Annotated in this window: 22 protein-coding genes and 1 pseudogene; 15 read left to right on the top strand and 8 right to left on the bottom strand. The window is 72.0% G+C overall.

Annotation, left to right across the window (positions count from 1 at the left end; genetic code table 11):
- Window positions 1-67: 67 nt before the first annotated feature.
- The 4 genes from RLT59_RS29000 to RLT59_RS28985 form a co-directional block, all read right to left on the bottom strand.
- A complete protein-coding gene (locus tag RLT59_RS29000) occupies window positions 68-763 on the bottom strand; it encodes a response regulator (RefSeq protein WP_311306127.1) in 696 nt (231 codons plus the stop codon).
- Complete coding sequence (locus tag RLT59_RS28995) at window positions 760-2,022, bottom strand: sensor histidine kinase (protein WP_311306126.1); 1,263 nt, start codon at window positions 2,020-2,022, stop codon at window positions 760-762. The genes RLT59_RS29000 and RLT59_RS28995 overlap by 4 nt, the downstream gene beginning before the upstream one ends.
- Before the next feature lie 151 nt (window positions 2,023-2,173).
- The gene (locus RLT59_RS28990) at window positions 2,174-2,452 is read right to left on the bottom strand and encodes a PspA-associated protein PspAA (RefSeq protein WP_311306125.1); all 279 of its coding nucleotides are present in this window, start codon (window positions 2,450-2,452) and stop codon (window positions 2,174-2,176) included.
- Between the two features lie 9 nt (window positions 2,453-2,461).
- Complete coding sequence (locus RLT59_RS28985) at window positions 2,462-3,247, bottom strand: PspA/IM30 family protein (RefSeq protein ID WP_311306124.1); 786 nt, start codon at window positions 3,245-3,247, stop codon at window positions 2,462-2,464.
- A gap of 342 nt (window positions 3,248-3,589) precedes the next feature.
- On the opposite strand from RLT59_RS28985, the gene RLT59_RS28980 reads away from it, so the two are divergent.
- From RLT59_RS28980 to RLT59_RS28970, 3 genes and pseudogenes are all read left to right on the top strand, one after another.
- Entirely contained in the window at window positions 3,590-4,189 is a 600-nt protein-coding gene (locus RLT59_RS28980) for a DUF3043 domain-containing protein (protein WP_311306123.1), read from the top strand.
- A gap of 89 nt (window positions 4,190-4,278) precedes the next feature.
- Complete coding sequence (locus tag RLT59_RS28975) at window positions 4,279-5,031, top strand: class I SAM-dependent methyltransferase (RefSeq protein ID WP_311307895.1); 753 nt, start codon at window positions 4,279-4,281, stop codon at window positions 5,029-5,031.
- A gap of 73 nt (window positions 5,032-5,104) precedes the next feature.
- A pseudogene (locus RLT59_RS28970) lies at window positions 5,105-6,195 on the top strand (S1C family serine protease).
- A gap of 76 nt (window positions 6,196-6,271) precedes the next feature.
- On the opposite strand, the gene RLT59_RS28965 reads toward RLT59_RS28970, so the two are convergent.
- A complete protein-coding gene (locus RLT59_RS28965; protein ID WP_311306122.1) occupies window positions 6,272-6,499 on the bottom strand; it encodes a hypothetical protein in 228 nt (75 codons plus the stop codon).
- Between the two features lie 126 nt (window positions 6,500-6,625).
- On the opposite strand from RLT59_RS28965, the gene RLT59_RS28960 reads away from it, so the two are divergent.
- The 4 genes from RLT59_RS28960 (at window position 6,626) to RLT59_RS28945 (ending at window position 11,786) form a co-directional block, all read left to right on the top strand.
- Window positions 6,626-7,828, top strand: coding sequence for a bifunctional adenosylcobinamide kinase/adenosylcobinamide-phosphate guanylyltransferase (locus tag RLT59_RS28960; protein WP_311306121.1), 1,203 nt, complete (start codon window positions 6,626-6,628; stop codon window positions 7,826-7,828).
- A gap of 141 nt (window positions 7,829-7,969) precedes the next feature.
- Window positions 7,970-9,115 (top strand): nicotinate-nucleotide--dimethylbenzimidazole phosphoribosyltransferase, encoded by a 1,146-nt coding sequence (gene cobT, locus RLT59_RS28955; protein WP_311306120.1) that lies wholly within the window; start codon window positions 7,970-7,972, stop codon window positions 9,113-9,115.
- Window positions 9,116-9,207: 92 nt separating this feature from the next.
- Window positions 9,208-11,016, top strand: coding sequence for a phosphatidylglycerol lysyltransferase domain-containing protein (locus RLT59_RS28950; RefSeq protein ID WP_311306119.1), 1,809 nt, complete (start codon window positions 9,208-9,210; stop codon window positions 11,014-11,016).
- Window positions 11,013-11,786 carry a hypothetical protein gene (locus RLT59_RS28945; RefSeq protein ID WP_311306118.1) on the top strand — a complete coding sequence of 258 codons (774 nt, stop codon included), beginning with the start codon at window positions 11,013-11,015 and terminating at the stop codon, window positions 11,784-11,786. The genes RLT59_RS28950 and RLT59_RS28945 overlap by 4 nt, the downstream gene beginning before the upstream one ends.
- Here RLT59_RS28945 and RLT59_RS28940 read toward each other — a convergent pair.
- Window positions 11,687-12,448, bottom strand: a complete 762-nt coding sequence (locus RLT59_RS28940; protein WP_311306117.1) for a hypothetical protein — start codon at window positions 12,446-12,448, stop codon at window positions 11,687-11,689. The genes RLT59_RS28945 and RLT59_RS28940 overlap by 100 nt on opposite strands.
- Before the next feature lie 88 nt (window positions 12,449-12,536).
- On the opposite strand from RLT59_RS28940, the gene RLT59_RS28935 reads away from it, so the two are divergent.
- A complete protein-coding gene (locus RLT59_RS28935; protein ID WP_311306116.1) occupies window positions 12,537-13,316 on the top strand; it encodes an adenosylcobinamide-GDP ribazoletransferase in 780 nt (259 codons plus the stop codon).
- Window positions 13,317-13,325: 9 nt separating this feature from the next.
- Here RLT59_RS28935 and RLT59_RS28930 read toward each other — a convergent pair whose 3' ends face one another.
- Window positions 13,326-14,171 carry an endo alpha-1,4 polygalactosaminidase gene (locus RLT59_RS28930; protein WP_311306115.1) on the bottom strand — a complete coding sequence of 282 codons (846 nt, stop codon included), beginning with the start codon at window positions 14,169-14,171 and terminating at the stop codon, window positions 13,326-13,328.
- A 249-nt stretch (window positions 14,172-14,420) separates the two neighbouring features.
- Between RLT59_RS28930 and RLT59_RS28925 the strand changes: the two genes are divergently transcribed.
- From RLT59_RS28925 to RLT59_RS28895, 7 genes are all read left to right on the top strand, one after another.
- Complete coding sequence (locus RLT59_RS28925; protein ID WP_311306114.1) at window positions 14,421-15,956, top strand: leucyl aminopeptidase; 1,536 nt, start codon at window positions 14,421-14,423, stop codon at window positions 15,954-15,956.
- A gap of 325 nt (window positions 15,957-16,281) precedes the next feature.
- Complete coding sequence (gene lpdA, locus RLT59_RS28920; protein ID WP_311306113.1) at window positions 16,282-17,670, top strand: dihydrolipoyl dehydrogenase; 1,389 nt, start codon at window positions 16,282-16,284, stop codon at window positions 17,668-17,670.
- A 60-nt stretch (window positions 17,671-17,730) separates the two neighbouring features.
- Window positions 17,731-19,494 carry a 2-oxoglutarate dehydrogenase, E2 component, dihydrolipoamide succinyltransferase gene (gene sucB / locus RLT59_RS28915; protein ID WP_311306112.1) on the top strand — a complete coding sequence of 588 codons (1,764 nt, stop codon included), beginning with the start codon at window positions 17,731-17,733 and terminating at the stop codon, window positions 19,492-19,494.
- A 147-nt stretch (window positions 19,495-19,641) separates the two neighbouring features.
- The gene (locus tag RLT59_RS28910) at window positions 19,642-20,265 is read left to right on the top strand and encodes a GntR family transcriptional regulator (RefSeq protein WP_311306111.1); all 624 of its coding nucleotides are present in this window, start codon (window positions 19,642-19,644) and stop codon (window positions 20,263-20,265) included.
- A 311-nt stretch (window positions 20,266-20,576) separates the two neighbouring features.
- On the top strand, window positions 20,577-23,246 hold the full coding sequence (gene aceE / locus RLT59_RS28905) for a pyruvate dehydrogenase (acetyl-transferring), homodimeric type (protein WP_311306110.1): 2,670 nt from the start codon (window positions 20,577-20,579) through the stop codon (window positions 23,244-23,246).
- 135 nt (window positions 23,247-23,381) lie between these two features.
- The gene (locus tag RLT59_RS28900) at window positions 23,382-24,362 is read left to right on the top strand and encodes a helix-turn-helix transcriptional regulator (RefSeq protein ID WP_311306109.1); all 981 of its coding nucleotides are present in this window, start codon (window positions 23,382-23,384) and stop codon (window positions 24,360-24,362) included.
- Window positions 24,363-24,449: 87 nt separating this feature from the next.
- On the top strand, window positions 24,450-24,971 hold the full coding sequence (locus RLT59_RS28895; protein ID WP_311306108.1) for a DUF4240 domain-containing protein: 522 nt from the start codon (window positions 24,450-24,452) through the stop codon (window positions 24,969-24,971).
- 23 nt (window positions 24,972-24,994) lie between these two features.
- Here the strand turns inward: RLT59_RS28895 and RLT59_RS28890 are convergent, their stop codons facing one another.
- Window positions 24,995-25,522, bottom strand: coding sequence for a GNAT family N-acetyltransferase (locus RLT59_RS28890; protein ID WP_311306107.1), 528 nt, complete (start codon window positions 25,520-25,522; stop codon window positions 24,995-24,997).
- Window positions 25,523-25,548 lie beyond the last annotated feature (26 nt).

Genomic DNA, 25,548 nt, shown 5'->3' with positions numbered 1-25,548 from the left:
AGCGTCAATCCCAGGTCGCTTTCTTATCCGCCGCATACCGCAGCTGGAGTACGCCGCGGCTGCACCCTCACTCCGCCCTGGGGCGCACCAGGCCCGATTCGTAGGCGATTACCACCAATTGCGCACGGTCGCGGGCGCCCAGCTTCGCCATCGCCCGGTTCACATGCGTCTTGACGGTGAGCGGGCTGACCACCAGGCGCTCCGCGATCTCGTCGTTGGAGAGCCCGGCCGCGACCAGGACCAGCACCTCGCGCTCCCGGGTGGTGAGGGCCGCGAGGCGCGCGGAGTACTCAGCGGCACCCGGCCCCTCTTCGCCCGAACCGCCGCCCTGCGCCAGGAACGTGGCGATCAGCCCCTTGGTCGCGGCCGGTGAGAGCAGCGCCTCGCCGCCCGCGGCGATCCGGATGGCGTTGAGGAGCTCCTCCGGTTCCGCGCCCTTGCCCAGGAAGCCGGAGGCACCGGCCCTCAGCGACTGGACCACGTACTCGTCCACCTCGAAGGTGGTGAGCATGACCACGCGTACGCCCGCGAGTTCGGGGTCGGCGCTGATCATGCGGGTCGCGGTGAGCCCGTCCGTGCCCGGCATCCTGATGTCCATCAGCACCACGTCGGCGCCGGTCGAGCGGGCCAGCTCCACCGCTGCCGCACCATCGGCCGCCTCACCGACCACCCGCATGTCGGGCTCCGAGTCGACGAGCACCCGGAACGCGCTGCGCAGCAGCGCCTGGTCGTCGGCGAGCAGGACCTTGATGGCCGGTGTCATGCGTTCTCCCCCGTCCGGCCCGCCATGTCCGGTTGATCCGGCTGCTGCGGGAGGGCCTTGACGGGCAGGATCGCATGGACGCGGAAGCCTCCGCCGTAACGGGGTCCGGCGTTGAGGGTGCCGCCCAGGGCCGTGACCCGTTCCCGCATGCCGAGCAGTCCGTGGCCGCCCCCGTCGGCCGTGCCGCCCTGGTTGCCCCGGCCGTTGTCGAGCACCATGACCTCTGCGGTGGCCCCGACCCGTACGACGCTCACCTCGGCCTTGGCGCCGGGGCCCGCGTGCTTGCGGACGTTGGTCAGCGCCTCCTGGATCACCCGGTACGCGGCGAGGTCCACGGCGGCGGGCAGCGGCGGGTTCCCGCCGGCCGCGCAGGCCACCTCGACGGGCAGCCCGGCCCGGCGCACGGTCTTCACCAGCTCGTCCAGGACGGCGAGGCCGGGGGCGGGTTCGGTCGGCGCCTCCGGGTCGCCGGACTGGCGCAGCAGCCCGACGGTGGCCCGCAGTTCGTTGAGGGCGGAGCGGCTGGCCTCGCGGACGTGGGCGAGCGCCTGCTTGGCCTGGTCGGGGCGCTTGTCCATGACGTGGGCCGCGACCCCGGCCTGCACGTTGACCAGGGCGATGTGGTGGGCGACGACGTCGTGCAGGTCGCGGGCGATCCGCAGCCGCTCCTCCGCCACCCGTCGCCCGGCCTCCTCCTCGCGGGTCCGCTCGGCCCGTTCGGCGCGCTCCCGGATCGCGTCGACGAAGGCGCGCCGGGAGCGCACCGCGTCCCCGACGGCGCTCGCCATCCCGGTCCAGGCGAAGACGCCGAAGTTCACCTGGCTGTACCAGGGCGCGGAGCCGAAGAGCATCGCGGCGGCGGTGAGCACGGCCATCGTGAGCAGCCCGACCCGCCAGGTGGTGGGCCGGTCGGTGCGGGCGGCGATGGTGTACAGCGCGATGACCACGCTCATCACCACCGGGGCCGGCGGGTCCACCAGCACCAGCTCGACGACCGTCAGTCCGCAGGTGGCGACGAGCACGGCCATCGGGTGGCGGCGGCGCCACACCAGGGCGAGGGCGCCCAGCACCATCAGCAGCACGCTGCCCGCGTCGGGGGTGCGGGTGCCGAAGGTGTGTCCGCTGTGCGAGCCGGGGTCGGCGAACGAGCCGATGATCATGGCGGTGAGCACGCACAGGGCGAGTGCTCCGTCCAGCGCGAGCGGATGGTCGCGCAGCCAGTGCCGGACGCGCAGCACGCCGGTTCCGAGGGTGGTCACGTCAAGCAACGTTACGGCGTGTCGCGCGGGAATCGGTCCGGCCCGCGGCGAGCGGAATGCCGTCGGCCGGCCGTCGTACGCACGACAGTGCCCCGCGTCCGGCGGACCGGGCGCGGGGCACTGTCGGTGCGGGTGCTGGAGCCGCCGGTTCTCAGCCGGGAATCAGACCGTCGTCGCGGAGCATGGCGCGTACCTCTTCGAGGGTCGCCTCCGGTGACGGCAGGATCAGCTCGGACGGCTCCAGGGAGTCGTCCGGCAAGGGCGTGCCGAGTTCGCGCACCCTGGCGAGGAGCGCGTGGAGAGTGGAGCGGAAGCCGGGGCCGTCGCCGCTCTCCATTTCGGCGAGCAGTTCGTTGTCGAGCTTGTTGAGCTCGGTGAGATGACTGTCGGCCAGGAGTACCTGGCCCTCCCCCATGATCCGTACGATCATGTCGCTGCCTTAATTCTTGTCGAACTTGTGCGGGGACCGGTCCTGGGACTGCTGCTGGGCGGCGTCTTGCGGGCCGCCCTCGATGGCCTGCTGCGAGGAGGAGCCGCCGGCCAGTTCGGCCTTCATGCGCTGCAGCTCCAGCTCCACGTCGGAGCCGCCGGAGATCCGGTCCAGCTCGGCGGTGAGGTCGTCCTTCGCCGTGCCGGTCGGGTCGTCCAGGGCGCCGGAGGCGAGCAGCTCGTCGATCGCGCCCGCGCGCGCCTGGAGCTGCTGGGTCTTGTCCTCGGCCCGCTGGATCGCCAGGCCGACATCGCCCATCTCCTCGGAGATGCCCGAGAAGGCCTCCCCGATCCGGGTCTGCGCCTGGGCCGCGGTGTAGGTGGCCTTGATCGTCTCCTTCTTGGTACGGAAGGCATCGACCTTGGCCTGCAGCCGCTGGGCCGCGAGAGTGAGCTTCTCCTCCTCACCCTGCAGCGTGGTGTGCTGCGTCTCCAGGTCGGTGACCTGCTGCTGGAGGGCCGCCCGGCGCGACAGCGCCTCGCGGGCCAGGTCCTCGCGACCGAGCGCGAGTGCCTTGCGGCCCTGGTCCTCCAGCTTCGAGGTCTGGCCCTGCAGCTGGTTCAGCTGCAGCTCCAGACGCTTGCGCGACGTCGCCACATCGGCGACACCGCGGCGTACCTTCTGAAGCAGCTCCAGCTGCTTCTGGTACGAGTAATCGAGGGTCTCGCGCGGGTCCTCGGCCCTGTCAAGGGCCTTGTTTGCCTTCGCGCGGAAGATCATCCCCATACGCTTCATGACACCGCTCATGGGCTTCGCGCGCCCCCTTCTGACTTAACTGGGCTCCAGCACTCCAACAGAACCCACAGTACGGGCCCTGTCTCTATTACCGCACTGTTCGAGCAAGGATGTGCTCCTCCCCAAGGACGACTGACACCGCCCGGCGCTCCGGCGCAGGGAGTAGGTGAAGCTCGGGGAATCCGTTGACAGCACCCGGATCACCCCGGTTGTGATGCCCCTGTCATCCCACCCGCAACGCCCGTATCGTCCCGCTCGTACACAGCTGAGGACGCCGGCCGTTGCCGGATCGTTCCCGGCCGGCCTGGGGCCGCGGCGATCGACCCCGTACCCTTGGGCCTTGTGTTCCGTAGCCGCTCCAAGGAAGAGAAGGCCCCCACCGGCAAGGTGACGGCGGACCTCTCCAAGACGCCCCGCGACCCGCAGGCCCCCAAAGGTCGCCCCACCCCCAAGCGCAGCGATGCCCAAACGCAGCGCCGTCGTGCCTCCAGTGGAGCGCCGACCGACCGCAAGGAGGCCATGAAGCGCCAGCGCGAGGCGCGCCGCGTGGACATGGCCAAGCAGCGTGAGGCGCTCGCCAGTGGTGACGAGCGCTATCTGCCGGCCCGTGACAAGGGCCCGGTGCGGCGCTTCGTCCGTGACTTCGTGGACTCGCGCTTCTGCATCGCGGAGTTCTTCCTGCCGCTCGCCGTGGTCATCCTGATTCTCAGCGTGATCCAGGTGCGGGGCATCCAGAACATCTCGCTGCTGCTCTGGCTCGGCGTCATCGTGCTGATCGTGGTCGACTCGATCGGGCTGACGTTCCGGCTGCGCAAGCAGCTGAACGAGCGGTTCCCCGATACGCCCAAGCGCGGCGCGGTCGCCTACGGCCTGATGCGCACGCTCCAGATGCGACGGCTGCGGCTGCCCAAGCCGCAGGTCAAGCGCGGAGAGCGGCCCTGAGTACGGATCTCTTCGGCTCGGCCGGCGGCGCGTCCGCCGGCCGGCCCGGTGATGCCGGTGCCCGGTTCTCCGGAGCCGCTTCGGCGTGGCTGGACGGGCTCGGCGGGCTGCGCGACACCGTCCGCCAGGAGCTGGTCGCCCGGCAGCTGGACGAGCAGATCGCGGGCCGCTTCCCGGTCGGGCAGCGGCTGCGGATCCTGGACGTCGGTACCGGCCAGGGCACGCAGGCACTGCGCCTCGCCCGCGCCGGGCACACCGTGACCGGGCTCGAATCCGATACCGAGATGCTGCGGACCGTGCGTGAGGCGCTCGCGGGCGAGCCCGCGGGGATCCGTGAACGGGTCCGGCTCATCGAGGGCAACGGCCAGGACACCGGGGTGCACTTCCTGCCCGGCAGCTTCGACGTGGTGCTCTGCCACGGCGTGCTCATGTACGTCCAGGCACCCGACGCCATGGTGGCCGGGCTGGCCCGGATGCTCGCACCCGGCGGGCTGCTGTCGCTGCTCGTGCGGAACGCGGACGCGCTGGCGATGCGGGCCGGGACCGCCGGGGACTGGGACGCGGCGCTGGCCGCGTTCGACACCGACCGCTACACCAACCGGCTCGGGGTGTCCGTGCGCGCGGACCGGCTCGACGCCCTCACCGCGACGCTCGCCGGGATCGCGGCGCCGCTGCACGCCTGGTACGGGGTGCGGGTCTTCACGGACAACGTGAGCAACGACGTGGCGCTGCCCGCCGCGGCGGAGCTGGAACGCGTGCTGGCGGCGGAGGACCGGGCGGGCCGCACGGACCCCTACCGCAGGGTGGCGGCCTTGCTGCACCTGTGCGGAGTGCGGGGCTGAGAGGCCGCCCCGGCTGCGCTCGGGCGGGTGCGCTCAACGAGCCACCAATGGGGTTGAAAGCAATAATCCGGACATGAATTCCATTCACTCCCGCCTCCGTGCGCGCCGGCTGCTGCTGCCTCTGACCGCGGGTGTCTGTGCGATCGCGCTGGCCGGCGGCTGCTCGGACTCGAACTCGAACTCCTCCGGGCCCGGCGCGACGAAGGCCGGGCAGGTCCAACAGGGCTCGGCCTCGAAGGCCACCGGCGATCTGCAGGCCGAATACCAGTCCGTCATCGAGGACGTGCTGCCCTCCGTGGTGCAGATCGACGCGTCGGACAGCCTCGGCTCCGGCATCGTCTACGACACCGAGGGCCATATCGTCACCAACGCCCACGTCGTCGGCAAGGAGAAGACCTTCAAGGTCAGCTCGGCCACCGGGGAGAGGGTGCTGAGCGCCTCGCTGGTCGCCGCCTACCCGGAGCAGGACCTCGCCGTCATCAAGCTCGACAAGGTGCCCAAGGGGCTCAAGGCCGCGAAGTTCGGTGACTCGGACAAGGTCGCGGTGGGGCAGATCGTGCTGGCGATGGGATCGCCGCTCGGGCTGTCCAGCAGCGTCACCCAGGGGATCGTCTCCGCGCTCGGCCGGACCGTCAGCGAGAGCAGCGCGGGCGGCGGCACCGGGGCCACCATCGCGAACATGGTGCAGACCTCCGCCGCGATCAACCCGGGCAACAGCGGGGCGCGCTGGTCAACCTGGACAGCGAGGTCGTCGGCATCCCGACGCTGGCGGCGACCGACCCGCAGCTGGGCGGCAGTGCCGCGCCGGGGATCGGATTCGCGATCCCGGTCTCGATGGTGAAGACGGTCGCGAACCAGATCATCAAGAGCGGCAAGGTCACCGACTCGGGCCGGGCGGCGCTGGACATCACCGGCCGTACCGTCGTCGACAACAGCTACAAGCCCGCCGGGGTCGCGATCGTCAGCCTCTCGAAGGGCGGCGCGGCGGAGAAGGCGGGGCTGCGGGTGGGCGACATCATCACCAAGATCGGTGACACCCAGGTCACCACCATCACGTCCCTGTCGGAGGCCCTGGCCTCGGACAAGCCGGGCGAGAAGGTCACCGTGACGTATCAGCGCAGCGAGGCGGACAAGACCGCGCAGGTCACCCTGGGCGAGATCTGAGAGCCGGGGCGGGCGCGCGGGAGGGCCGCGCGGCCGCCGGACGGACCCCGAGGGGTGCGCCCGGCGGCCGTCCGGCTCAGCCCTGCTCCGCCTGCTCCGGCTGCTCGGCCTGGAGGCTCATCGGGCCGTAGATCTTCGTCGTGTCGTCGAAGAGCGTCACCTGAGCCGCCCCGCCGTCGAGGAGTTCCTTCCAGTACTCACCGATCCAGGACTCCGCGTCGCCCTGCGTCGTGAATTCCTCCGGCTGAAGGGCCGGCTCCGTCTCCGTACCGTCGGACTTCTCGAACCGCCACGTCCACGCCATGTCCGCCTCCTGGGTCACTTGTTACGCTCCGCAGCCTAGTGGCTCCGGACCTGCGGGGGAGGGGGGCGGGCACGCCGGTGCACCCCACGTCGCGCACCCCGTGCGGGTACGCGGGAGGATCGGACCGTGGAACTGACTCTGCTCGGCACCGGAGCCCCCGACGGGCTGCCCCGGCCGGAATGCCCCTGCGCCGCCTGCGCCACCGCCCACGGACCGCGCAGCCGGGCCGCGACCGCTCTGCTGGTCGATGACGCGCTGCTGCTCGATCTCACCCCCGGGGCGGTGTTCGCCGCCGCCCGCGCGGGGCATTCGCTGACCGGCGTACGCCAGGTGCTGCTCACCCATCCGCACGACGGCCCCGCCGTCGAGCTGCCTCCCGGGCTGCCTCCGGCGGGCCGGGTGCCGGACGGGCAGGTGCTGACGCTGATCAGCGGACACCGGGTGCGGGCCGTGCCGATGGACGCGCCGGGCACCGGGTACGAGGTGATCGCGCCGGAGGGCGAGCGGCTGCTGTACCTGCCGCCGGGCGGCGCCCCCGCCGGTCTCGCCGACCGGATGGCGGAGCCGTACGACATGGTGGTCTGCGATGTCGTGGGCAGGCCCGACGCCGTGGCCCGGCTGCGGGCCGTCGAGGCGGTCGGGCCGGCCACCGAGGTGGTCGCCGTCCATCTGGACCATGACGCGCCGTACGGGCCCGCGCTCGACCGCCGGCTCACGGCCGCCGGGGCGCGGGCCGTGCCGGACGGGACGACGCTGCCGGTCGGCGGGTACCACGCCGCACCGGACGTCCCCCGGCGCACCCTGATCACCGGCGGCGCGCGGTCCGGGAAGTCGGTCGAGGCCGAGCGGCGCCTTGAGACGTATCCGGAGGTCGTGTACGTGGCGACCGGCGGCGCCCGCGACGGCGACGCGGACTGGGCGGCCCGGGTCGGACTGCACCGGGAGCGCAGACCCGCCGCCTGGCGCACCGAGGAGACCTGCGAGCTGGCGGAGCTGCTGTCCTCGGACGGGCCCCCGCTGCTGATCGACTGCCTCTCGCTCTGGCTGACGGACGCGATGGACCGGGTGGACGCCTGGGACGACGCTTCGTGGGCCGGTGGCGGGCGGAGCGCGCTGCGCGAGCGGACGGGCGAGCTGGTGGCCTCGGTGCGCGGGACGCGGCGCACCGTCGTCCTGGTGACCAACGAGACCGGTTCCGGGGTGGTGCCCGCCTCCGCGGCGGGGCGGCGGTTCAGGGACGAGCTGGGACGGCTGAACGCCTCGGTGGCCGATGAGTGCGAACAGGTACTGCTGGTGGTGGCCGGGCAGTCGCTGCCGCTGCGCGGCTGAGCTGCTGAGGGGCACGGCGTACCGGCAGGGGCCGGAAATCGCGGCAGGTACTGTTCCGCAAGGGGAGGTCACGGCGGTCTCCGAGTCCGCCGCCGGGCTCCCCCGGCCCACACGACGTATCGACCCGCGAGGCAGACCCCCGTGAATCTGGACGACTTCTCCGACCTGATCGAACGCCCCGACGGTGGTGTGCGGCGAGACGCCGAGGAGCGCCGGGAGCGCTTCGCGGTGCCCCCGGGCGCCCTCGGCCGCCTGGACGAGCTGGGTGAATGGCTCTCGGCCGCCCAGCAGGCCGTACCGGTCCGGCCGATCGAACAGCCTCGGGTGGTGCTGTTCGCCGGTGACCACGGGGTGGCGTCGCTGGATGTCTCGGGCCGGGCGGCCGGGACCGCTTACGAGCTGGTGCGGGCCACGCTGGAGGGGGCGACACCGGCCGCCGTGCTGGCCCGCCGGTTCGGCGTACCGGTGCGGATCGTCGACGCCGGGTTGGACTGCGACCCGGAGCTGCTGCCCGAGCAGGTGGTACGGACCCGGGTGCGGCGCGGCAGCGGCCGGATCGACATCGAGGACGCGCTGACGGCGGAGGAGGCCGAGCAGGCGGTGCGCCTCGGGATGGCGATCGCCGACGAGGAGGCCGACTCCGGCACGGACCTGGTGGTGCTCGGTGACCTGAGCGTGGGCGGTACGACGGCCGCGGCCACCCTGATCGCGGCGCTGTGCGGCACCGACGCCTCGGTCGTCACCGGGCGCGGCGGCGCGGGCATCGACGACCTGGCGTGGATGCGCAAGTGCGCGGCGATCCGGGACGCGCTGCGCCGGGCCAGGCCGGTGCTGGGCGACCAGCTGGAGCTGCTGGCCACGGTGGGCGGCGCGGATCTGGCGGCGATGACCGGCTTCCTGCTCCAGTGCGCGGTGCGCCGGCTGCCGGTGGTGCTGGACGGGGTGGTCTCCGCGGCCTGTGCGCTGGTCGGCCAGCGGGCGGCGTTCCGGGCGCCGGACTGGTGGCTGGCGGGGCACGTGAGCGGGGAGCCGGCGCAGGCGAAGGCGCTGGACCGGATGGCGCTCAACCCGCTGCTCGACCACGGCGTCATGGTCGGGGAAGGAAGCGGGGCATTGCTTGCACTTCCGTTCGTGCAGGCCGCTGCCGCGCTGGCGGCGGAGCTGCCCGAGCGCGCACCGGCCGCCGAAGAGGACGAAGAGGAAGAGAAGGAAGAGCCCGGCAACGGGGACGACGGCGAGGCGGCCGCCGGCGAAGGGGCCAACGAGAGCGAACCGGCCGGGAACTGACGAGAAGCAGCTGACCGATCGGGCTGCGGTCGCCGGACACCGTCCGCAGGCTGGCCCTTTATGAAGTGCGATGCCCCATATGATCGCTTTTCATGGGAGAGGTCAGATTGGCCAGCGAGGAAGCCGGGCAGGGCGCCGTCCCGGCACAGAGCACCGTCCGGTCACGACGCGGCGCGGCCTTCGCCATCTGGTACCTGCGCGTCGTGTCGTTCATCAACTTCCTGAGCGCCGCCTGGGTCACCTTCGGACAGGATCTCCGGCGCCACAACACCGAGAACTACTTCACGCCCTATCTGCTCACAGCGGGCTTCTCCTCCGGCGTGGTGGCGCTCTTCCTCGCGGTCACCATGCGGCGGCGCAAACGCGCCGCGTGGATCGTCAACATGGTCCTGAGCGGGCTCACGCTGCTGCTCTTCGCATCGGTGATCGGCTTCCCGGAGATCCGCCGGTACCCGCAGAACTGGATCTCGCTGGCGCTGACCGGCTCCTTCGTCCTCGCGCTGGCCCTCGGCCGGCGCGAGTTCTACGCGAAGGGCGACCGGTCCAATCCGAAGCTGGCCGCGCTGGTGGCGGTCGTCGGGCTGCTGGTCACCTCGCTGATCGCGGCGGCCCTGGTCGCCGCGACCAACACCGCGCACGACGAGGCCCGTTCGACGTTCCTGGACCGCTGGCGCTACGGGGCGCTGCGGCTGGTGTCCGTCGCGGACAACGACTCCCGGTTCCCCGGCATCAGCACGCCCGGCTGGGTCAACGTCGTGATCAACATCATGTCCACGCTGCTGCTGATCGCCGTCGTCTACGCGGCCTTCCGCTCCCGCCGGGCGGTCGACCCGATCAGCCCGCAGGACGAGGAGGCGCTGCGCGTCCTGCTCGGCAAGCACGGCGACCGGGACTCGCTCGGATACTTCGCCCTGCGCCGCGAGAAGAGCGTCATCTGGTCCCCGACCGGCAAGGCGGCCGTCACCTACCGGGTGGTCGGCGGGGTCTCGCTGGCCTCCGGTGATCCGATCGGCGACCCGGAGGCCTGGCCCGGCGCGATCGGCCCCTGGCTGGCCGAGGCGCGCGAGCACGGCTGGACCCCGGCGGCGATGGGGGTGAGCGAGGAGGGCGGCACCGTCTACGCCCGGCACGGGCTCGACGCCCTGGAGCTCGGGGACGAAGCGATCGTGGAGACCGCCGAATTCACCCTGGAGGGACGGGCGATGCGCACCGTCCGCCAGGCGTACAACCGGGTCGAGCGGGCCGGTTACGCGGTCACGGTGCGCCGGCACGAGGAGATCCCGGAGGCCGAGATGGCCGAACTGGTGCGCCGGGCCGACGACTGGCGGGACGGGGCGACCGAGCGCGGCTTCTCGATGGCGCTGGGCCGGCTCGGTGACCCGGCCGACGGGCAGTGCGTGATGCTCGAATGCCGGTACACCGGCACGTCCCCGGAGGAGGGCGAACAGGGCGAGCTGCGCGCCGTGCTGAGCTTCGTCCCCTGGGGCCCGAACGGACTCTCGCTCGACCTGATGCGCCGTGACCGGGACGCGGAGAACGGCCTGATGGAGTTCATGGTCATCGAACTCCTGCAACGGGCGGAGGAGATCGGCATCACCCAGGTCTCGCTGAACTTCGCGATGTTCCGCTCGGTCTTCGAACGGGGCTCCCGGCTCGGTGCCGGGCCTGTGCTCAGAATGTGGCGTTCGCTGCTCAGCTTCTTCTCGCGCTGGTGGCAGATCGAATCGCTCTACCGCGCCAACGCCAAGTACCGGCCGATCTGGGAACCGCGCTTCCTGCTCTTCGAGAAGAGTTCCGACCTGCTGCGCATCGGCATCGCGGCCGGCCGCGCCGAAGGGTTCCTGGAGGCGCCCGGACTGCCCAAGTGGCTGCACCGCTCGCACCTCGGACCGCGTGGATGAGACCGGTGCGCGCCCTCGGCCGGGCGGCCCGCCGGGAGTGGGGTCCGCTGTGGGCGACCGTACGGGCGGCGCTCACAGCCGAGCGGCTGCGGGCCGTCCCGATGACGCCGGCGGCGGTCGCTCTCACCGGGCTGCTCCAGGTGGTGCAGAACCGGTCCTGGGGCTTCGGGCCGGTGCAGACGCTCGGTGCGGTGCGGGCCGAGGATCCGCTGTGGGCGGCTCTGCTGCGTACCCCGCTGTCGCTGTTCGTGCCCGCGCCGGACCTGCCCGTCTGGGGTGCGCTGGCGCAGTTGCTGCTGGTGTTCGGAATCGCCGAGATCTGCCTGGGCCGGTGGCGGACGCTGCTGATCGCGTACGTCGCGACGCTGGCCGGGACGCTGTACGCGCGCATCGGCGTCGCGGTCGGCCCCGACGGGCTCTTCGGGCTGCCCCTCTCGGACGCGCTGGAGACCGACACCGGGCCCTCGGCCGCCGTGGTCGCCCTGGCGGTCTACCTCGCCCACGTCCACCGGGCCTGGTTCACCGGGGCGCTGGTGATCGGGGCGATGGTGGCCGAGGTCGTCCTCAAGGACAACCTGGCGGGCAAGGAGCATCTGGCGGCCATCGCGGCGGCCCTCCTGCTGTGCGCGGTCTCGGCCCGGCACGACCGGCGCAGGCTGCTGCGCCGCCGTCAGGGTTTGGGCGTGGGCGCCGGGACCCGGTCGGGCGCGCCGCCGATCAGGTCCTGGAACCTGCGGCGCGGGCCCGCCCAGCGGACGTCGTGGTGGTAGGCGCGCAGCACCGAGCGGGAGCGGGCCCGGTGCCGGTTGCGGTAGAACCGCTTCGCCCACGTCGAGGCCGGCCGGGCGAGGCGGACCGCGCCGATCAGGGCGACGAACGGGACCAGCGTGCCCACCACCGCCATCCGCGCCTTGCCCTTGAACAGCGAGATCAGCACGAAGCAGAAGTTGACGACGACGGTGAGCACGGCGCTGAGCCGGCCCTGCTGCTGATCGTCGCTCAGGTCGTTCACGCCGAGCGGCGAGAACCCGCCGAGCACGAGCAGCACCAGCGCGGCGGTGAGGACCACGACCTCCACGCTCTGGCGGCCCTGCTCCGTCCAGTACACGTCGTCCAGATGCAGGATCAGCGCGAACTCGTCCAGCACGAGCCCGGCGCCCATACCGAAGACCACCGCACAGATCCCGGCCGTGACACCGTGCCGCCCGCTGCCGACCGCCCCGAAGCCGCCGACCACGCTCAGCAGCACCCCCGGCACCACGTGGTGGACGTGGACCCCGCCGGGGGTGAAGTTGCGGAACGGTCCCTTGCCGGCGCGGATCATCCGGGTGATGACCCTGGTGATCCCGAATGTCAGCACGAAGGAGGCCAGCGCCAGGAGCAGGGGCAGCTTCCCCGGCTCGACGATGTTCTGATCGAACCAGTGACCCATGCCACCCACTCCCGATAAGCCGCTTTCGCCCCGCTCCATGGCGTTTCGGACAATCTATCGGCCGCGCCCACCGATTAGCCTGCGCGCCGTGACCTCCCTGAACAGCCACGGCATACGTTTCGCCTTCGGCACCCTCACCGTGATCCCCGTCCGCGTCACCCGCTGGGACCGTGCGGCGGCGCGGGCCGGAATGCTGTGCGCCCCGCTGGCCGGTCTGGTCGTGGGGGTCCTCGCTGCGGTGCCCGGCAGCCTGCTGCTGCTGTCCGGCTCCGGGCCGCTGCTCGCCGCCGTGGTCAGCGCCGCGGTGCCGGCCGCCCTCACCAGGGGGCTGCACCTCGACGGTCTGGCGGACACCGCCGACGGCCTCGGCAGCGGGAAACCGGCCGAGGACGCGCTGCGGATCATGAAGCAGTCCGACATTGGGCCGTTCGGTGTGATCACCCTGCTGTTCACGCTGCTCGCGCAGGTGGCGGCCCTTGAGCAGCTGTACGCGCAGAGCTGGACGCGGGGCGCGGCGGCGGCCGTCGTGGCGGGCGTCGTCGCCCGGCTCGCCCTCACCCTGGCCTCCCGCGACGGGGTCCCAGCGGCCCGCCCGGAGGGGCTGGGCGCCGCGGTGGCGGGCGCGGTGCCGGTGCGGGGCGCGGTGGCGGTCGCGGTCGTGACGGTGGCGGCCTGCGCGGGCGCGGGAGCGCTGCTCGGCGGGTACGGGGCGCTGAGGTACGGGCTCGCCGCCGCGGCCGCTCTCGCGGTCACCCAGCTGCTCCTGCGGCACTGCGTGCGGCGGTTCGGCGGGGTGACCGGCGATGTGTTCGGGGCGCTGGCGGAGACGGCGGCGACCGTGACCCTGATGGGGCTGACGCTCGGCTGAGACGTCCGGTCAGGCTCCGGCCGCCGGGCACCGCTCGCGCCAGACGCCGAGCTCGTACTTCTTGAGCAGCGAGCTCAGCCCCAGCCGCCGGGAGCCGGCGCAGAACCGGGCCACGGGCAGCTCGTACTCCACGTGGAAGACCGCCTTGCCCGCCTTCACGAACGGGCTGAGCTCCTCGCACTCCTCGTACTGGGCGCACTGCTCGTTGACCGCGAAGTCGAAGTCCCCCACCAGCTCCGGGATCTGCGGGAGGTCGTTCTTGAGGCCGACGGCCATGCCGTGGCGGTGGGCGGCGCGGGCGACGAGCCGGTTGTAGCGCAGCTGGTGGGCGGCGGTCAGCGGGAAGCCGGAGCGGTTGCGGTAGCCGTCCATGTTGTCGGGTTCCACCGCGTCGAAGCCCTTCTTCGCGCACATCGCGATCCGGGCCTCCATCAGCGGCTCCAGCACGTCGGTGCGGCGGATGTCGAGCCACCGCTCCCCCGCCCAGCCGTTGCTCTTCCCCAGGACCGCCGCCGGGAAGTCGTCCGCGTCCGGGCGGAACTCCTCCCAGGCGCCGGTGGAGAGGTAGCAGATGACCTTGCGCCCCTTGCGGTGCAGCGCGGCCACCTGCGACGCGCCGTGATCGAAGCCGTCGATGTCGTACACCGGGGCGTCCACGGTGGTGTCCAGCCGGCCGGAGAGCTGCCACTGCCAGTCGGTGCCCGGCTCGGGCTGCCAGCGGGCCCCGGCGGACGGCCCGGCCCCGGCGGATTCCGGCGCCGAGGTGCAGCCCGCCAGCACGGCCAGCAGAATCAGTACGGCGACGGGCAGCACGGCCGGCCCTCCGGTCACCCTTGCGGCCAGCCGCTCTCGCATCGTTCTCCCCGCTCACCGACGTGCCGCCAACCGCGCTGCGGTCGTGGCCCGTTCCCCCCAGGAAGATCATCCCGGCAGGACAACCTTACGACGGCCCGGACGCGTACTCGGCCCGCCGCCGTGATCGGGCACCAAGGGCGCGCGTAGGCTCATTCCCGGCACATTGCGGCGGCGTCTACGATGCGCCGGGCACGGTCGGCCCACCCCCTCGACCGGCACAGAACTCTACGGAAGCGAGATTTCACCACCGTGACTGCTCTCACTCTCAGCACCTCCGGTGCGGCGACACTGCGCGCCGACGCACTCGTCGTCGGTGTCGCCAAGGGCGACAAGGACCTGGTCCTCGCACCGGGCGCCGAGGCCGTCGACAAGGCGTTCGGCGGAAAGCTCGCCGCCGTCCTGGAGACCCTGGGCGCCAGTGGTGCCGAGGGCGAACTGACCAAGCTCCCCGCGCCCGACGGCCTGAAGGCCCCGGTCGTCATCGCGGCCGGACTCGGCCCGGTCCCGGCCAAGGACGGCGCCTACGACGCCGAGGCCCTGCGCCGGGCCGCGGGCTCCGCCGCCCGCTCGCTCACCGGCTCGAAGAAGGCCGGCTTCGCGCTGCCCATCGGCACCGTCGAGGACGCCGAGGCCATCGCGGAGGGCGCCCTGCTGGGCGCGTACGCCTTCACCGCCTACCAGCGCGGCGAGAACAAGCTCGCCCCCAAGGCCTCCAGTGGCGCCAAGCTGCCGCTCGCCGAGGTGGCCGTGCTCGGCGCCAAGCCCCGCGACAAGGCGTTCAAGGCCGCCGCGGAGCGTGCCGTCGCGCTGGTCGAGGAGATCAACCGCGCCCGCGACCTGATCAACACCCCGCCGAACGACCTGTACCCCGAGTCCTTCGCCGCCGTGGCCACCGCCGCCGGCAAGGAGCACGGCGTCAAGGTGCAGGTGCTCGACGAGAAGGCGCTCGTCAAGGGCGGCTACGGCGGCATCCTCGGTGTCGGCCAGGGCGCCTCCCGCGGCCCGCGCCTGGTGAAGCTCGCCTACACGCACCCGAAGGCGGAGAAGACCCTGGCCCTGGTGGGCAAGGGCATCACCTACGACTCGGGCGGCATCTCGCTGAAGCCGGCCGGCCACAACGAGACGATGAAGTGCGACATGGCCGGTGCCGCCGCCGTGTTCGCCTCCGTCGTCGCGGCCGCCCGCCTGGGCCTGCGCGTCAACGTCACCGGCTGGCTGGCGCTGGCGGAGAACATGCCGTCGGGCAACGCCACCCGCCCCGGTGACGTGCTCAACATGTACAGCGGCAAGACCGTCGAGGTGCTCAACACGGACGCCGAGGGCCGTCTGGTCCTGGCCGACGCGCTGACCCGCGCCTCCGAGGAGAAGCCGGACGCGATCGTCGACGTGGCGACCCTGACCGGCGCGATGGTGCTGGCCCTGGGCAACCGCACGTTCGGCATCATGGCCAACGACGACGCCTTCCGCACCTCGATCCACGAGATCGCCGAGGAGGTCGGTGAGGCCTCCTGGCCGATGCCGCTCCCCGCAGACCTGCGCAAGGGCATGGACTCCCCGACCGCCGACATCGCCAACATGGGCGAGCGGATGGGCGGCGGTCTGGTGGCCGGCCTGTTCCTGAAGGAGTTCGTGGGCGAGGGCATCGCCTGGGCGCACCTGGACATCGCCGGTCCCGCCTTCCACGAGGGCGCCCCGTACGGCTACACGCCGAAGGGCGGCACCGGATCCGCGGTCCGCACCCTGGTGAAGCTGGCGGAGCGCACGGCGGCCGGAGACCTCGGCTGAGCACGTAGCTGATGGACGGCCCCGGGCATACGTCCGGGGCCGTCCGTGTTGCACCCACGGCACCGCTGCCGGGTCCGGGCGGGTTTCGCTCTCGACGAAATCAGCCCTCCCTACGCAGCGGTAACCCGCTGAGACGGACGATCGTCCGTCCCGGACCAGGGCCCCGCGTCCCGCCCACCGTCAACAAGTGCGAAGATGGGTTCTCGGCAGGACAGGGCCCCCACCACAGGGCCGAATGACAAAAGCGGCCGCACACCAGCCGACCGGCCGGTCACACCCCGATGACGGGGCCCGGCGTACGGCGCACATGCATGGAGGACGTGACGTGGCGAACGACGCCAGCACCGTTTTCGACCTAGTGATCCTCGGCGGTGGCAGTGGCGGTTACGCCGCGGCCCTGCGCGGAGCGCAGCTGGGCCTGGACGTCGCTCTGATCGAGAAGGGCAAGGTCGGCGGCACCTGCCTGCACAACGGCTGTATCCCCACGAAGGCCCTGCTGCACGCCGGTGAGATCGCGGACCAGGCGCGCGAGGCCGACCAGTTCGGTGTCAAGGCCACCTTCGAGGGCATCGACATGGAGGCCGTCCACAAGTACAAGGACGACGTGATCTCGGGCCTGTACAAGGGTCTGCAGGGTCTCATCGCCTCCCGCAAGGTGCACTACATCGAGGGTGAGGGACGGCTCTCCTCCCCCACCTCGGTGGATGTGAACGGCCAGCGCGTCCAGGGCCGCCACGTGCTCCTGGCGACCGGCTCCGTGCCGAAGTCGCTGCCGGGCCTGGAGATCGACGGCAACCGCGTCATCTCCTCGGACCACGCGCTGAAGCTGGACCGGGTCCCGAAGTCCGCGATCGTGCTGGGCGGCGGCGTCATCGGCGTCGAGTTCGCCTCGGCGTGGAAGTCCTTCGGCACCGACGTCACCATCGTCGAGGGCCTGAAGCACCTGGTCCCGGTCGAGGACGAGAACAGCTCGAAGCTTCTTGAGCGCGCGTTCCGCAAGCGCGGCATCAAGTTCAACCTCGGTACGTTCTTCCAGGGTGTCGAGTACACCCAGGACGGCGTCCGGGTGACCCTCGCCGACGGCAAGACCTTCGACGCGGAGGTGCTGCTGGTCGCCATCGGCCGCGGCCCCGTCTCGCAGGGCCTCGGGTACGAGGAGGCCGGTGTCGCGATGGACCGCGGCTACGTCCTCGTCGACGAGTACATGCGGACGAACGTGGAGACCGTCTCGGCCGTGGGCGACCTGGTCCCGACCCTCCAGCTCGCGCACGTCGGCTTCGCCGAGGGCATCCTCGTCGCGGAGCGGCTGGCCGGTCTGAAGACCGTTCCGATCGACTACGACGGTGTCCCGAAGGTGACGTACTGCCACCCCGAGGTCGCCTCCGTCGGTATCACCGAGGCCAAGGCCAAGGAGCTCTACGGAGCGGACAAGGTCGTCGCCCTCAAGTACAGCCTCGCGGGCAACGGCAAGAGCAAGATCCTCAAGACCGCGGGCGAGATCAAGCTCGTCCAGGTCAAGGACGGTGCCGTGGTCGGCGTCCACATGGTCGGTGACCGTATGGGCGAGCAGGTCGGCGAAGCCCAGCTGATCTACAACTGGGAGGCGCTGCCGGCCGAGGTCGCGCAGCTCATCCACGCCCACCCCACGCAGAACGAGGCGATGGGCGAAGCCCACCTGGCCCTGGCCGGAAAGCCTCTGCACTCCCACGACTGACCAGTCGACGGGCGCGACGACCGACCTACTTCCGCACATTCGTAAGGAGCAACTGAAACCATGTCGGTTTCCGTAACCCTTCCGGCGCTCGGCGAGAGCGTCACCGAGGGCACTGTCACCCGTTGGCTGAAGGCCGAGGGCGAGCGCGTCGAGGCCGACGAGCCGTTGCTTGAGGTATCGACCGACAAGGTCGACACCGAGATCCCGGCTCCCGCCTCCGGCATCCTGGCCTCCATCAAGGTCGCCGAGGACGAGACCGTCGAGGTCGGCGCCGAGCTGGCCCTCATCGACGACGGCACCGGTGCGCCGGCCGCCGAGCCCGAGCCCGAGGCCGCCCCGGCCCCGGCCCCGGCACCGGCCGCCGAGGCCCCCGCAGAGGCTCCGGCCCCCGCGGCCGAGGCTCCCGCCGCCGCCCCCGCCGGTGGTGCCTCCGGCACCGACGTCACCCTTCCGGCCCTCGGTGAGAGCGTCACCGAGGGCACCGTCACCCGCTGGCTGAAGGAGGTCGGCGAGGAGGTCACGGAGGACGAGCCCCTCCTTGAGGTCTCCACGGACAAGGTCGACACCGAGATCCCGGCCCCGGTCTCCGGTGTGCTGCTGGAGATCGTCGTCGCCGAGGACGAGACCGCGGAGGTCGGTGCCAAGCTGGCCGTCATCGGTGCCCCCGGCGCCGCTCCGGCCGCTGCTCCGGCTGCCGCTGCCCCGGCCCCGGCCGCCGCTCCGGCCCCGGCCGCCGCTCCGGCTCCGGCCCCGGCAGCTCCCGCCGCTCCGGCTCCGGCCGCCCCGGCGCCCGCTGCTCCGGCTCCGGCTCCGGCCGCTCCCGCGGCACCGGCCGCCGCTCCGGCTCCGGTCACCCCGGCGGCTCCGGCCGCTGCTCCGGCCGCGACCTCCGGTGACGACGGCGCGTACGTCACGCCGCTGGTCCGCAAGCTCGCCGCCGAGAACGGCGTCGACCTGGGCGAGGTCAAGGGCACCGGCGTCGGTGGCCGTATCCGCAAGCAGGACGTCGTCGCCGCCGCGGAGGCCGCCAAGGCCGCCGCCGCTGCCCCGGCACCCGCCGCCGCTCCGGCCGCCTCCAAGGCGCCGAAGCTGGAGGCCTCCCCGCTGCGCGGTCAGACGGTCAAGATGACCCGCATGCGCAAGGTCATCGGCGAGAACATGATGAAGGCGCTGCACTCGCAGGCTCAGCTGACGACGGTCGTCGAGGTCGACGTCACCAAGCTGATGAAGCTGCGCAACAAGGCGAAGGACGCCTTCGCGGCCCGTGAGGGCGTCAAGCTCTCCCCGATGCCGTTCTACGTCAAGGCCGCCGCCCAGGCGCTGAAGGCCCACCCGGTCGTCAACGCCCGGATCAACGAGGACGAAGGCACGATCACGTACTTCGACTCGGAGAACATCGGCATCGCCGTGGACGCCGAGAAGGGTCTGATGACCCCGGTCATCAAGGGTGCGGGCGACCTCAACATCGCCGGTATCTCGAAGAAGACCGCCGAGCTGGCCGGCAAGGCCCGCGGTGGCGGCCTGACGCCGGACGACATGTCCGGTGCCACCTTCACCATCAGCAACACCGGTTCGCGCGGTGCGCTGTTCGACACCGTCATCGTGCCGCCGAACCAGGCAGCCATCCTGGGCATCGGCGCCACCGTCAAGCGCCCGGCCGTCATCGAGACCGAGGAGGGCACCGTCATCGGTGTCCGCGACATGACGTACCTCGCGCTCTCCTACGACCACCGTCTGGTGGACGGCGCCGACGCCGCCCGCTACCTGACCTCGGTCAAGGCGATCCTGGAGGCCGGTGAGTTCGAGGTCGAGCTCGGCCTCTGAGCACCGCGGCTGTAACCAGCCTCACCAGCGGCGCCCCCGTCCGGAACACTCCCGGGCGGGGGCGCCGCCGTATTGTCTAGACACCACCGGTCGCTCCGGCAGCCGAGTTGGGTGCAGGCAGCACCGGTTTGCCCGAAGGAGCCCCACATGACCCCGCCCGTCGTCCACTCGCTGCGCGAACAGATCCGCGAGCACATCGTGGACGGGATCGTCAGCGGGCGCTGGAAGCCGGGCGAGCGGATCGTGGAGCGGCGCATCGCCACCGAACTGGAGGTCAGCCAGACCCCCGTGCGCGAGGCGCTGCGGGAGCTGGAGACGCTCCGGCTGATCGAGTCGGCACCCAACAAGGGCGTCCGGGTCCGCAACCTCACCGCGGCCGATCTGGAGGAGAGCTACCCGGTCCGGGCCGGCCTGGAACAGATCGCGGCGGAGCTTGCGGCCCCCGGGCTGGGCGAGAACTGCTCACGGCTCGCCCCGCACGTCACCGCGCTGTACGAGGCCGACCGGCTGGCCGACGGGGAGGCCCAGGTGCGCCACACGGTCGGCTTCCACCGCGAGCTGGTCCGGGCGGCCGGCAACGCCGTGCTGCTGCACACCTGGGAGGGGCTGGGCATCGAGGTGTTCACCGCGCTCTCGATCCGCTGGCTCGGCACGGTGCAGAAGTCGTACGCGGAGGAGCACGAGGCGCTCATCGAGGCGTTCCTGCGCAAGGACCCGGACATCGGCGTAATGGTCAAGGCACACGTGCTCGGCTGCGCCCCGCGCGCCTGAGCGGGAGGGGCGGGTGGGCTGCACGGGCGGGCACCTGAGCGGGACGGGCGCCGACCATGGTGCGCATGTGACGCGAGTGGCGCTCGCCTGTGCAGTTGAGCGCCCCTTTTGGGCGCTATATCCCGTCACTGCGTGCCCTGTTCTGCGGCACGCCATGCCACTTTCTCCATATCGAGAAGTTTTGCCTTTCATCCTTTGATCGATCATCGATCGGAGACTTACAGTTCATCCGCGGGCCCACCGGCCCCATCGCCCTGTCCTGCCAGTCAGGGACCTTTCTCCACCCCCCTCCTCACCGGAAGGCGGCGATCATGACCGACCCCGTAGGAAAGCTTCCGAGCGAGCTGGACCAGCTCCCGGACCGCGACCCCGAGGAGACCGCCGAATGGGCGGCCTCCCTGGACGCCGTCACCAAGGCCGCAGGCCCGCACCGCGCCGCATACCTGATGCGCCGCTCGCTCCAGCATGCCGAGGGCGCCGGTCTCGCGCTGCCCAAACTGCTGGAGACCGATTACGTCAACTCCATCCCGACCGCCGCCGAGCCCGCGTTCGACGGCGACCTGGAGATGGAGTCGAAGATCACCGCGTGGAACCGCTGGAACGCGGCCGCGATGGTCACCCGAGGCTCCCGGTTCGGCGTCGGCGGCCACATCGCCACCTTCGCCTCCGCCGCCTGGCTGTACGAGACCGGCTTCAACCACTTCTTCCGCGGCAAGGAGGGGGACGGCTCCGGCGACCAGCTCTACATCCAGGGCCACGCCTCCCCCGGCATCTACGCCCGCGCCTTCCTGGACGGCCGGCTCAGCGAGCAGCAGCTCGACAACTTCCGCCAGGAGGCGGGCGGCGACGGTCTGCCGTCCTACCCGCACCCGCGCCGGCTGCCCTGGCTGTGGGAGTTCCCCACCGTCTCGATGGGCCTCGGCCCGCTCTCGGCGGTCTACCAGGCGCGCTTCAACCGCTACCTGACCAACCGCAGCATCAAGGACACGTCGAACTCGCACGTCTGGGCCTTCCTGGGCGACGGCGAGATGGACGAGCCCGAGTCGACCGCAGCCCTCGCCCTCGCGGCCCGTGAGCAGCTCGACAACCTGACTTTCGTCATCAACTGCAACCTGCAGCGCCTCGACGGCCCGGTCCGCGCCAACTTCCGCGTGGTCCAGGAGCTGGAGGGCGCGTTCCGCGGCGCCGGCTGGAACGTCGTCAAGACGCTCTGGGGCAACGCCTGGGACGAGCTGTTCCAGCTCGACACCACGGGTGCGCTGGTGCGCCGGCTCCGGGAGGTCCCGGACGCGCAGTTCCAGACGTACGCCACCCGTGACGTGGCCTACATCCGCGAGCACTTCTTCGGCGCCGAGCCCGCGCTCGCCGAGCTGGCGAAGCTGCTCACGGACGCGAAGATCGCGGAGTGCTTCCACACCTCGCGCGGCGGCCACGAGGCCCGCAAGGTGTACGCGGCGTACAAGGCGGCGCTGGAGCACAAGGGTGCTCCTACGGTGATCCTGGCGCAGACGGTGAAGGGCTACACGCTCGGCCCCGGCTTCGAGTCGCGCAACGCCAACCACCAGATGAAGAAGCTCGACGGCAAGCAGTTCCGCGCCATGCGCGATCTGCTGGAGCTGCCGATCCCGGACTCGAAGCTGGACGAGGGCCTGGTGCCGTACGGCCACCCGGGCGCCGACTCCCCCGAGGTCCGCTACCTCCAGGAGCGCCGTGCCGCCCTCGGCGGCCCCGCCCCGGCCCGCCGGGTGCACCAGGTGGCGCTGCCCGCGCCCGAGGAGCGCGCGTTCGCCGCGCTGAAGAAGGGCTCCGGCAAGCAGGAGCTGGCCACCACGATGGCCTTCGTCCGCCTCGCCAAGGACCTGATGCGGGACAAGGAGACCGGCAAGCGCTGGGTTCCGATCGTCCCCGACGAGGCCCGCACCTTCGGCATGGAGGCGCTGTTCCCGTCGGCCGGCATCTACTCGCCGCTGGGCCAGACGTACGACCCGGTCGACCGCGACCAGCTGATGTACTACAAGGAAGCCAAGGACGGCCAGGTCCTCAACGAGGGCATCACCGAGGCCGGCGCCATGGCCGACTTCATCGCCGCCGCCACGTCGTACGCGACGCACGGCGAGCCGATGATCCCGTTCTACATCTTCTACTCGATGTTCGGCTGGCAGCGCACGGGCGACCAGTTCTGGCAGCTCGGCGACCAGCTCGGCCGCGGCTTCGTGGTCGGCGCCACCGCCGGCCGTACGACCCTGACCGGTGAGGGCCTCCAGCACGCGGACGGCCACTCGCACCTGATCGCGTCCACGAACCCGGCGTCGCTCAACTACGACCCGGCGTTCGCGTACGAGATCGCGGTGATCGTCCAGGACGGTCTGCGCAGGATGTACGGCCCCGACGCCGAGAACGTCTTCTACTACCTGACGGTCTACAACGAGCCGAAGCCGCAGCCCGCGATGCCGGAAGGCGTCGAGGAGGGCATCGTCAAGGGCCTCTACCGGTTCAAGGAGGGCACGCCCGCGAAGGCGGACGCGCCGCGCCTCCAGCTGATGGCGTCCGGTACGGCGATCCACTGGGCCCTGGAGGCGCAGGAGCTGCTGGCCTCCGACTGGGGTGTCACGGCCGACGTCTGGTCCGCCACCTCGTGGGGCGAGCTGCGCCGCGACGCACTGGAGTGCGACGAGGCGCTGCTCCGCGGTGAGCAGCGGACGCCGTACGTGACCCAGGCGCTGGAGGGCGCACCGGGTCCGGTCCTCGCGGTCAGCGACTGGATGCGCGCGGTGCCGGACTCGATCAGCCAGTGGGTGGAGCAGGACTGGTCCTCGCTCGGTACGGACGGCTTCGGCCTCTCCGACACCCGCGATGCGGCCCGCCGCCACTTCGGCGTGGACGCGCAGTCGGTCACCGTCGCGGCCCTGGCCCAGCTGGCGCGTCGCGGCGAGGTGCCGGCGTCCGCGGTCAAGGACGCGCGCGAGCGGTACGGGCTCTGACGGCCCGGAGGACGGGGCGCGGGCCCACCCCGCTCCCCGTCCTCCGTTTCCTCCGGCCCGTCCGGCCCGTCCGGCCCGTCCGGCAGAGGCTGAGCCCCCGGGCACACGTCGCCTCACCGCGGCCACAATGGCCGCATGCGTGCTGCCCGGCTCATCAGAATGGTGCTGCTCCTGCAGAACCGCCCCGCCATGACCGCCGCCGAGCTGGCCCAGGAGCTGGAGGTGTCGGAGCGGACCGTCACCCGGGACGCCCAGGCGCTCTCCGAGGCGGGGATCCCGGTCTACGCGGAGCGGGGGCGCTCGGGCGGGTACCGGCTCGTCGGCGGGTACCGCACCGGGCTCACCGGGCTCGCCCGTGACGAGGCCGAGGCGCTCTTCCTCTCCGGGCTGCCCTCCGCGCTGCGCGAGATGGGGCTGGCGGACGCCGGGGACGCCGCCCGGCTGAAGGTCTCTGCGGCCCTGCTGCCCTCCCTGCGGGACGCCTCGACCGGGGTCAGCCGCCGCTTCCACCTGGACGCGCCCGGCTGGTACCGGGAACCGGTCACCCCCGCGCTGCTGCCCGCCGTCGCGGAGGCGGTCCGGGACGACCGGAAGGTGCTGGCGCGCTACCGGCGGCCCGGCGGGGACACCGAGGTGGAGCGGGAGCTGTCGCCGTACGGACTCGTACTCAAGGCCGGGGTCTGGTACCTCTGCGCCCGTGCCGCGGACGACTTCCGGGTCTACCGGATCGACCGGTTCACGGCCGTCACCGTGTCCGACACCCGGTTCGTCCGGGACGAGGGCTTCCACCTGCCGGGGTTCTGGGACGAGCGCGCGGCACAGTTCGCCCGGTCGCTCCTGCGCACCGAGGTGACGCTGCGCCTCTCGGAGACCGCGGCCGCCCGGCTGCCGCACACCGTGGACCGGGCCGCCGCCCACGACGCCCTGGACGCGGCCGGGCCGCCGGGGCCCGACGGCTGGGTCACGGTCACTCTGCCGGTCGAGTCCCTGGATGTCGCGTACGGCCAGCTGCTCTCCCTGGGACCGGAGTTGGAGGTCCTGGAACCGGACGGGCTGCGGACCCGCTTCACCGACGCGGCCGAACGGCTGCACTCGCTCTACCGGCGGCCCCGGTGACGATCACCCCCGCGGCGGAGACCGTAAGGCTTCATTTCGGTGTCTCCGCGTGCATCGCCCGCCGCCAGGGCAGATGCTGGACCCGTGATGGACGAGACGGAATTCTGGGAGCTCATCGACAGCACCCGCGAGGCCGCCGACGGCGACCCCGAGGACCACGCCGATCTGCTGGTCGAACGGCTGGTGCAGCTCGATCCCGATTCCGTGCTGGACTTCGCCAGGCACTTCGAGGCCCGCTACAACCGCGCCTACCGCTGGGAGCTGTGGGGCGCCGCCGCCCTGCTGCTCGGCGGGGCGAGCGACGACGCCTTCGACTACTTCCGCTGCTGGCTGATCGGCCAGGGCCGGGAGGCCTTCGAGGGCGCCGTACACGATCCGGACAGCCTCGCGGAGCTCCTCGACGACTTCGACGAGGAGCTGGACGGGGACGCGGAGGAGCTGGGATACGCCGCCGACGAGGCGTACGAACAGCTCACCGGGGTGGTCACGCCGGACCTCGGGCTGCCGCCCCAGCCCGCAGAGCCGGAGGGCATCCCGTTCAGCATCGAGGACGGCGCGGCCCTGGCCGAGCGCTTCCCGTCGCTCCAGGAGCGGTTCGGCGGCGGCTGAGCCCCACCGGGCGCAGGAACCGCTCAGGGCGCGAGCGAGCGCCCCATCAGCACGTCGTCGACATAGCGGCCGGCCAGGAAGAACTCACCGGGCAGCACCCCCTCGACGGCGAACCCCTCCGAGGCGTACAGCGCCCGCGCGGGCGCGTTGTGCCCGAGCACCCGCAGGGTCAGCCGGTTCGCGCCCTGGTCGCGCGCCGCCGCCATCGCCGCCCGCAGCAGCGCCCTGGCGATCCCCCGGCCGCGCGCCCAGTCGGCCACGGCCAGGCCCTGTATCTGGCGTACGTGCGTGTTGCAGGCCAGCGGGGTCGGCGGGACGAGCCTGGTGTACCCGGCCAGCCGTGTCCCGCCCGTCTCGTCCCGTACCTCGGCCACCAGGAAGTCCGGCGGCCGGTGGGCGTCGTCGAAGAACGGGGCGTACGGGGGCTGCGGCCGGGGCGACACGGCGTGCAGCGTCGACCAGGTGGCGCGGTCCAGTTCACCGAGCGCGGCTTCGTCGGAGAGGACCGAGGGACGGACGGAGTGGGCCGGGTGCGTATGAATCTCGGACATGCGCGCAACTGTGCCACGCCCCTTCT

The organism is Streptomyces sp. ITFR-6, from assembly GCF_031844725.1.
Taxonomy (GTDB): Bacteria; Actinomycetota; Actinomycetes; order Streptomycetales; family Streptomycetaceae; genus Streptomyces.
The sequence above is the reverse complement of the archived record's forward strand: the minus strand, read 5'-3'. Positions and strand labels throughout refer to the sequence as shown.

Coding starts and splice junctions, on each gene's coding strand:
- RLT59_RS29000 (WP_311306127.1), bottom strand. CDS start 763: ATGACACCGGCCATCAAGGTCCTGCTCGCCGACGACCAGGCGCTGCTG.
- RLT59_RS28990 (WP_311306125.1), bottom strand. CDS start 2,452: ATGATCGTACGGATCATGGGGGAGGGCCAGGTACTCCTGGCCGACAGT.
- RLT59_RS28985 (WP_311306124.1), bottom strand. CDS start 3,247: ATGAAGCGTATGGGGATGATCTTCCGCGCGAAGGCAAACAAGGCCCTT.
- RLT59_RS28965 (WP_311306122.1), bottom strand. CDS start 6,499: ATGGCGTGGACGTGGCGGTTCGAGAAGTCCGACGGTACGGAGACGGAG.
- RLT59_RS28950 (WP_311306119.1), top strand. CDS start 9,208: ATGGGAGAGGTCAGATTGGCCAGCGAGGAAGCCGGGCAGGGCGCCGTC.
- RLT59_RS28945 (WP_311306118.1), top strand. CDS start 11,013: ATGAGACCGGTGCGCGCCCTCGGCCGGGCGGCCCGCCGGGAGTGGGGT.
- RLT59_RS28940 (WP_311306117.1), bottom strand. CDS start 12,448: ATGGGTCACTGGTTCGATCAGAACATCGTCGAGCCGGGGAAGCTGCCC.
- RLT59_RS28930 (WP_311306115.1), bottom strand. CDS start 14,171: ATGCGAGAGCGGCTGGCCGCAAGGGTGACCGGAGGGCCGGCCGTGCTG.
- sucB (WP_311306112.1), top strand. CDS start 17,731: ATGTCGGTTTCCGTAACCCTTCCGGCGCTCGGCGAGAGCGTCACCGAG.
- RLT59_RS28910 (WP_311306111.1), top strand. CDS start 19,642: ATGACCCCGCCCGTCGTCCACTCGCTGCGCGAACAGATCCGCGAGCAC.
- aceE (WP_311306110.1), top strand. CDS start 20,577: ATGACCGACCCCGTAGGAAAGCTTCCGAGCGAGCTGGACCAGCTCCCG.
- RLT59_RS28900 (WP_311306109.1), top strand. CDS start 23,382: ATGCGTGCTGCCCGGCTCATCAGAATGGTGCTGCTCCTGCAGAACCGC.
- RLT59_RS28895 (WP_311306108.1), top strand. CDS start 24,450: ATGGACGAGACGGAATTCTGGGAGCTCATCGACAGCACCCGCGAGGCC.
- RLT59_RS28890 (WP_311306107.1), bottom strand. CDS start 25,522: ATGTCCGAGATTCATACGCACCCGGCCCACTCCGTCCGTCCCTCGGTC.